The sequence below is a fragment of the Streptomyces sp. 3-6 genome, from assembly GCF_056323165.1.
In genome coordinates this window covers 1-6,593 of sequence record NZ_JBWHZP010000041.1, presented here as the reverse complement: position 1 = coordinate 6,593, position 6,593 = coordinate 1, and the positions used below count along the sequence as shown (strand labels likewise).

At 70.2% G+C, this 6,593-nt stretch carries 7 protein-coding genes; 5 read left to right on the top strand and 2 right to left on the bottom strand.

What is annotated here, in order from left to right; genetic code table 11:
- Positions 1 to 133 precede the first annotated feature (133 nt).
- Both dapB and AC02VZ_RS25930 read left to right on the top strand, forming a co-directional pair.
- Complete coding sequence (gene dapB, locus AC02VZ_RS25935) at positions 134 to 886, top strand: 4-hydroxy-tetrahydrodipicolinate reductase (RefSeq protein ID WP_432057822.1); 753 nt, start codon at positions 134 to 136, stop codon at positions 884 to 886.
- Positions 887 to 901: 15 nt separating this feature from the next.
- Positions 902 to 1,345, top strand: a complete 444-nt coding sequence (locus tag AC02VZ_RS25930) for a hypothetical protein (protein ID WP_476476549.1) — start codon at positions 902 to 904, stop codon at positions 1,343 to 1,345.
- A gap of 92 nt (positions 1,346 to 1,437) precedes the next feature.
- On the opposite strand, the gene AC02VZ_RS25925 is transcribed toward AC02VZ_RS25930, so the two are convergent.
- Complete coding sequence (locus tag AC02VZ_RS25925) at positions 1,438 to 1,992, bottom strand: hypothetical protein (protein ID WP_432057824.1); 555 nt, start codon at positions 1,990 to 1,992, stop codon at positions 1,438 to 1,440.
- Positions 1,993 to 2,106: 114 nt separating this feature from the next.
- On the bottom strand, positions 2,107 to 2,346 hold the full coding sequence (locus AC02VZ_RS25920; RefSeq protein WP_432057825.1) for a hypothetical protein: 240 nt from the start codon (positions 2,344 to 2,346) through the stop codon (positions 2,107 to 2,109).
- A 168-nt stretch (positions 2,347 to 2,514) separates the two neighbouring features.
- Here AC02VZ_RS25920 and thyX point away from each other — a divergent pair, with 168 nt between their 5' ends.
- The 3 genes from thyX to AC02VZ_RS25905 all read left to right on the top strand — a co-directional run bounded on the left by thyX (position 2,515) and on the right by AC02VZ_RS25905 (position 6,239).
- Entirely contained in the window at positions 2,515 to 3,282 is a 768-nt protein-coding gene (thyX, locus tag AC02VZ_RS25915) for an FAD-dependent thymidylate synthase (protein WP_476476548.1), read from the top strand.
- Between the two features lie 215 nt (positions 3,283 to 3,497).
- Positions 3,498 to 4,397 carry a 4-hydroxy-tetrahydrodipicolinate synthase gene (gene dapA / locus AC02VZ_RS25910; RefSeq protein WP_432057827.1) on the top strand — a complete coding sequence of 300 codons (900 nt, stop codon included), beginning with the start codon at positions 3,498 to 3,500 and terminating at the stop codon, positions 4,395 to 4,397.
- Positions 4,398 to 4,550: 153 nt separating this feature from the next.
- Positions 4,551 to 6,239, top strand: coding sequence for a ribonuclease J (locus tag AC02VZ_RS25905; RefSeq protein WP_476476547.1), 1,689 nt, complete (start codon positions 4,551 to 4,553; stop codon positions 6,237 to 6,239).
- The last annotated feature ends 354 nt before the right edge of the window (positions 6,240 to 6,593 follow it).

Below are 6,593 nucleotides of genomic sequence, written 5' to 3'. Positions count from 1 at the left end.
TCAAGCGATTCGTCGCCCGCGAGGTCTACCGCACCCTGACCAGCACATCAACCGGACGAATCACCCAAACCAACCTCGCTCCAGCCGCTTGACAGCCATAGGAGCATCCCCTCCCGTAAGGAAGCAACGAGACATGAGCAAGCTGCGCGTGGCGGTCCTCGGCGCCAAGGGCCGGATCGGTTCCGAGGCGGTACGGGCGGTCGAGGCCGCCGAGGACATGGAACTGGTGGCCGCCCTCGGCAGCGGCGACAAGCTGGAGACCCTCGTCGAGGCGGGCGCCCAGGTCGCCGTCGAACTGACCACGCCCGCCTCCGTCATGGGCAACCTGGACTTCTGCGTGCGGCACGGCATCCACGCCGTCGTCGGCACCACCGGCTGGACCGACGAGCGCCTCGCCCAGCTCAGGGGCTGGCTCGACCAGTTCCCCGGGACGGGTGTGCTCATCGCGCCCAACTTCTCCATCGGTGCCGTCCTCACCATGAAGTTCGCCCAGATCGCGGCGCCCTACTTCGAGTCGGTCGAGGTCGTCGAGCTCCACCACCCGAACAAGGTGGACGCCCCCAGCGGCACCGCCGCCCGCACCGCCCAGCTCATCGCCGAGGCCCGCCGCACGGCTGGCACCGCCCCGGCTCCCGACGCCACGGTCACCGCCCTGGACGGCGCCCGCGGCGCCGACGTCGACGGTGTACCGGTGCACTCGGTGCGGCTGCGCGGGCTCCTGGCCCACCAGGAGGTCCTCCTCGGCGGCGAGGGCGAGACGCTCACCGTCCGCCACGACTCCCTGCACCACAGCAGCTTCATGCCGGGCATCCTGCTCGGCGCCCGCCGCGTGGTGTCCACCCCGGGCCTGACCTTCGGCCTGGAGCACTTCCTCGACCTGAACTGAGCCCGGTCCCACCCCATGCGCGCGAAGATCTCCTACGCCCTCACGGCCGCCGTCCTGGTCGTCTACTTCGTCCTGGTCGGCAGCCGCGGCGTGCTGCTCATCCGGACCGGCACCCTGCTGACCGTCACCCTGGGCATCGCCGTGCTGATCCTGCCGGTCATCGGCGTGTGGTTCCTGTGGAAGAACACCCAGTTCGTCCGCGACGCCAACCGGCTCGCCGCCGAACTCGACGCCGAGGGCGGGCTGCCCGTCGACGACCTGAAGCGGCTCCCCAGCGGCCGCGTCGACCGGGACAGCGCCGACGAGGTCTTCGCCCGCCGCAAGGCCGAGACGGAGGACGCCCCCGACGACTGGCGCTCCTGGTTCCGCCTGGCCGTCGCCTATCACGACGCCCGGGACACCCCGCGCGCCCGCAAGGCGATGCAGCGGGCCATCAGCCTGCGCAAGGCGTCCCCCTGAGAAGCCCGGCTCCGCACCGGCCACGCACACAGCCGGGGCCCGGTCCGTACACGCACACGGACCGGGCCCCGGCTGTGTCGGGGGACCGGGGCTCAGCCCGGCCGGTACTCGTCGGCCCAGACCTCCACCGAGTCCGCCGCCCGGTCGAAGGCCGTCTCCCGCCCCAGGAAGTCCGCGTCGTGCGTGGTCAGCAGCGGGGACGCGGGGTCGGCCGACCGGCCCTGCCGGACGAGCAGCAGGGCCTGCCCCTGGACCGTCCTCGGCAGCCCCAGCCAGCGCACCGGCTGCTGCACGGTGCGCACCGAGGCGACCTGCGCCCAGGGAACCGTCCGCGTGGTCCAGAACACCACGTGCCGTAGCCCCCGGGCGCTCACCCACACGCCCATGCGCAGCATCCGCAGGGCGCAGGCGATGCCGACCAGCGCGACGGCGAACACGAATCCCGCCGAGGACACCGAGGCCGTGGCGGCGATGATGACCGCGGCGAACAGCACGAACGAGGCGAGCAGCAGCACGATCGCCGCCGCCCCCACCCTCCACGGCCCCGGGCGGTACGGGCGCCGCCAGCGGTCACGGTCGTCGTAGGGCAGTGCGACGTCGTCCGCGGTCTCGAAAGCGCGGTCGGCCGTCAGGAAGGGCAGGGGCACGGCTGGTCCTCACTCGATCCATGCGGGGGCAGTGCCGGTGAGGCTACCGATCTGTGGGGTCGGTCACCACCATCGGGGTCCGGACGGCGCCGCCTCCGGCCGTCCCTCCCCGGCTCAGCGCCCCTCGGACGCCTGTGACGTCCCGGTCCCCGGGCCGGAGGGGTCGGGGGTCAGCGCCGGCGTCCCGATGACCAGGGAACCCACGAGTCCGGCGGTGATGGTCAGCCCCAGCAGCCAGCGTCCGGCGATCTGGCCGGCGGACGCCCGCTCGCGGGGCGGGGGAGTGACGTTGCTGCGGAATCTGTCGGCCTCGGCGAGGAAGGCGAACGGCACGGGTTCACGCCGACCGAGCATCGGGTGGATGTCTCCCTTCGGGTCGAACGAACATCTCTCACCCCTTCATACGAACGGACGCCCCCAAAAGTGCCCGGACAGCACGAAGATCCCACCGGCCGGTACAAGTCGGGCGTCTGCCGCTCCCGCCGGGACGCCCCGTAAAGTGGGCGCCGCACGCCAGACCAGATGGGAAGGACCCCCTTGAGCTCCGCCGACGATTCCCAGCCGACCCCGCCCGCCGACGTCACCCTGCGGAGCGACGTCACGGTCGAGCTGGTCAAGTCCAGCGCCTCGGACGCCGACGTCCTGTTCGCCGCCCGCGTCTCCACGCTCGGCGAGCAGTCGATCGGGGAACTGCAGAAGGACCCGGAGCGCTCCAAGGGCCTGATCAACTACCTGATGCGGGACCGCCACGGCAGCCCCTTCGAGCACAACTCGATGACCTTCCTGATCAGCGCGCCGATCTTCGTCTTCCGCGAGTTCATGCGGCACCGGGTCGGATGGTCCTACAACGAGGAGTCGGGCAGGTACCGGGAGCTCCAGCCGGTCTTCTACGTGCCCGACGAGTCCCGCAAGCTCGTCCAGGAGGGGCGCCCCGGCAAGTACGTCTTCGTCGAGGGCACCTCCGACCAGCACGCCACCGTGCAGCGGGTCCTGGCCGAGACCTACGAGCAGGCCTACGCCGCGTACCAGAAGCTGCTGGCCGAGGGCGTCGCCCGCGAGGTCGCCCGCGCCACGCTGCCCGTGGGCCTGTACTCCTCGATGTACGCCACCTGCAACGCTCGCTCGCTGATGCACTTCCTGGGCCTGCGCACCCAGCACGAGCTGGCCAAGGTGCCGTCCTTCCCGCAGCGCGAGATCGAGATGGTCGGCGAGCGCATGGAGGCCGAGTGGGCGCGGCTGATGCCCCTCACCCACGCCGCGTTCAACGCCAACGGACGCGTCGCCCCGTAGGCGTCCTGCGGAATTTCCCGCGCCGGGCACAGATGTACGGGTCAGCCCTACGAAGTGTCCGGATTGCGGCATTTCGAGATGTTCATCTAGCCTGATCGAACGGACCCGGTACTGCCTGAACCCCCGAGCAGGCAGTGCCGGGATCCGCCTTTGTACGGGCTTGTCGCATCCCCCGAGGGCAGACCCCGCCCCGAGCAACGAGTAGCGTGTAACCCATGGCTCCGACCTCCACTCCGCAGACCCCCTTCGGGCGGGTCCTCACCGCCATGGTCACGCCGTTCACGGCGGACGGCGCACTCGACCTCGACGGCGCCCAGCGGCTCGCCACCCACCTGGTGGACGCAGGCAACGACGGCCTGATCATCAACGGCACCACCGGCGAGTCGCCCACCACGAGCGATGCGGAGAAAGCCGACCTCGTACGGGCGGTCCTGGAGGCGGTCGGCGACCGCGCCCACGTCGTGGCCGGAGTCGGCACCAACGACACCCGCCACAGCATCGCGCTCGCCCGCACCGCCGAGCGCACCGGCGCCCACGCCCTCCTGGTCGTCACGCCGTACTACAACAAGCCCCCGCAGGAGGGCCTCCTCCGGCACTTCACGGCCATCGCGGACTCCACCGACCTGCCGGTGATGCTCTACGACATCCCCGGCCGCAGCGGCGTCCCCATCAACACCGAGACGCTCGTCCGCCTCGCCGAGCACCCCCGGATCGTCGCCAACAAGGACGCCAAGGGCGACCTCGGCCGCGCGAGCTGGGCCATCGCGCGCTCGGGCCTCGCCTGGTACTCCGGCGACGACATGCTGAACCTCCCCCTGCTCTCCGTGGGCGCGGTCGGGTTCGTCTCGGTCGTCGGCCACCTCGTCACCCCCGAGCTGCGCGCCCTGGTCGACGCGTACACCTCCGGAGACGTCCAGAAGGCCACCGAGATCCACCAGAAGCTGCTCCCCGTCTACACGGGCGTCTTCCGCACGCAGGGCGTGATGACCACCAAGGCGGCGCTCGCCCTGCAGGGGCTGCCCGGCGGACCGCTGCGCGCGCCCATGGTCGGGTGTGCGCCCGAGGAGATCGAGCAGCTCAAGATCGATCTTGCCGCCGGCGGGGTACAGCTCTGACAACGGGCTTCGCGCGCACGCGCGCGCATCGACTTCACAACTGAACAGGCGGGCCACCGGTGCCCGCACCCCACTTCGACACCTGCTTCTGCACGAACGTCATGCGCGCCACGTGCCCACCGGTACGTGGCGCGTGTGGTTGAGGAGAGTCTTTTGAGTCATCCGCACCCTGAACTCGGCCCGCCCCCGCCGCTGCCGGAGGGCGCCCTGCGCGTCACCCCGCTCGGCGGCCTCGGCGAGATCGGCCGGAACATGACCGTCCTGGAGTACGGCGGCCGTCTGCTGATCGTCGACTGCGGAGTGCTCTTCCCGGAGGAGGAGCAGCCCGGCATCGACCTGATCCTCCCGGACTTCTCGTCCATCCGTGACCGCCTCGACGACATCGAGGGCATCGTCCTCACGCACGGCCACGAGGACCACATCGGCGGCGTCCCCTTCCTCCTCCGGGAGAAGCCGGACATCCCCCTGATCGGCTCCAAGCTCACCCTCGCCCTGATCGAGGCCAAGCTCCAGGAACACCGCATCCGCCCCTACACCCTGGAGGTGGCCGAGGGGCACCGCGAGCGCATCGGCCCCTTCGACTGCGAGTTCGTCGCGGTCAACCACTCCATCCCGGACGCGCTGGCCGTCGCCGTCCGCACCCCGGCGGGCCTGCTGGTCCACACCGGCGACTTCAAGATGGACCAGCTGCCGCTGGACAACCGCCTCACGGACCTGCACGCCTTCGCCCGGCTCAGCGAGGAGGGCATCGACCTCCTCCTGTCCGACTCGACGAACGCCGAGGTCCCGGGATTCGTCCCGCCCGAGCGGGACATCTCCAACGTCCTGCGCCAGGTCTTCGCCAACGCCCGCAAGCGGATCATCGTGGCCAGCTTCGCCAGCCACGTCCACCGCATCCAGCAGATCCTCGACGCGGCGCACGAGTACGGCCGCCGGGTCGCCTTCGTCGGCCGCTCGATGGTCCGCAACATGGGCATCGCCCGGGACCTCGGCTACCTCAAGGTGCCGCCGGGTCTCGTCGTGGACGTCAAGACGCTGGACGACCTGCCCGAGCACGAGGTGGTGCTGGTCTGCACCGGTTCCCAGGGCGAGCCGATGGCGGCGCTGTCCCGCATGGCCAACCGGGACCACCACCAGATCCGCATCGTCGACGGCGACACGGTGATCCTCGCGTCGTCGCTCATCCCCGGCAACGAGAACGCGGTGTACCGCGTGATCAACGGCCTGACCCGCTGGGGCGCCAACGTCGTCCACAAGGGCAACGCCAAGGTGCACGTCTCGGGCCACGCGTCCGCCGGCGAGCTGCTGTACTTCTACAACATCTGCCGCCCGCGCAACCTGATGCCGGTGCACGGAGAGTGGCGCCATCTGCGGGCCAACGCCGAGCTGGGCGCCCTGACCGGCGTCCCGCACGACCGGATCGTCATCGCCGAGGACGGCGTGGTCGTCGACCTCGTCGAGGGCAAGGCGAAGATCTCCGGCAAGGTGCAGGCCGGCTACGTCTACGTCGACGGCCTCTCGGTCGGCGACGTCGGCGAGCCCGCGCTGAAGGACCGCAAGATCCTCGGCGACGAGGGCATCATCTCGGTCTTCGTGGTCATCGACTCCTCCACCGGGAAGATCACCGGCGGCCCGCACGTCCAGGCCCGCGGTTCCGGCATCGACGACTCGGCCTTCAGTGCCGTGATCCCCAAGATCACGGAGGTGCTTGAGCGTTCGGCCCAGGACGGCGTCGTCGAGCCGCACCAGATGCAGCAGCTGGTGCGACGCACGCTGGGCAAGTGGGTGTCCGACACCTACCGGCGCCGTCCGATGATCCTCCCCGTCGTGGTGGAGGTCTGACGGACCGTCGGCTCGTACGGACGCGCCAACCCGGAGCGGGGCGCCTCGATTTGCATCGGGGCGCCCCGCTCCAGTACGTTTACAGCTCCCCCCGATCGGGAACCCGACTGCTTCACGCGTCGGTGACGGTCCCCGGCGGGGCGGGAAATCCGACTCAGAACTTCTGATAATGTCGGGTCCGCCGGAAAGGGAAAGCGCGGAAAGCGTTCGACCTGGAAAGCACCGAGGAAATCGGATCGGAAAGATCTGATAGAGTCGGAAACACCGAAGGGAAGCGCCCGGAGGAAAGCCCGAGAGGGTGAGTACGAAGGAAGCGTCCGTTCCTTGAGAACTCAACAGCGTGCCAAAAGTCAA

Bases quoted from the DNA above. Each gene is read 5' to 3' on its own strand.
- dapB (WP_432057822.1), top strand. From the start codon at position 134: ATGAGCAAGCTGCGCGTGGCGGTCCTCGGCGCCAAGGGCCGGATCGGT.
- AC02VZ_RS25930 (WP_476476549.1), top strand. From the start codon at position 902: ATGCGCGCGAAGATCTCCTACGCCCTCACGGCCGCCGTCCTGGTCGTC.
- AC02VZ_RS25920 (WP_432057825.1), bottom strand. From the start codon at position 2,346: ATGCTCGGTCGGCGTGAACCCGTGCCGTTCGCCTTCCTCGCCGAGGCC.
- thyX (WP_476476548.1), top strand. From the start codon at position 2,515: ATGGGAAGGACCCCCTTGAGCTCCGCCGACGATTCCCAGCCGACCCCG.
- dapA (WP_432057827.1), top strand. From the start codon at position 3,498: ATGGCTCCGACCTCCACTCCGCAGACCCCCTTCGGGCGGGTCCTCACC.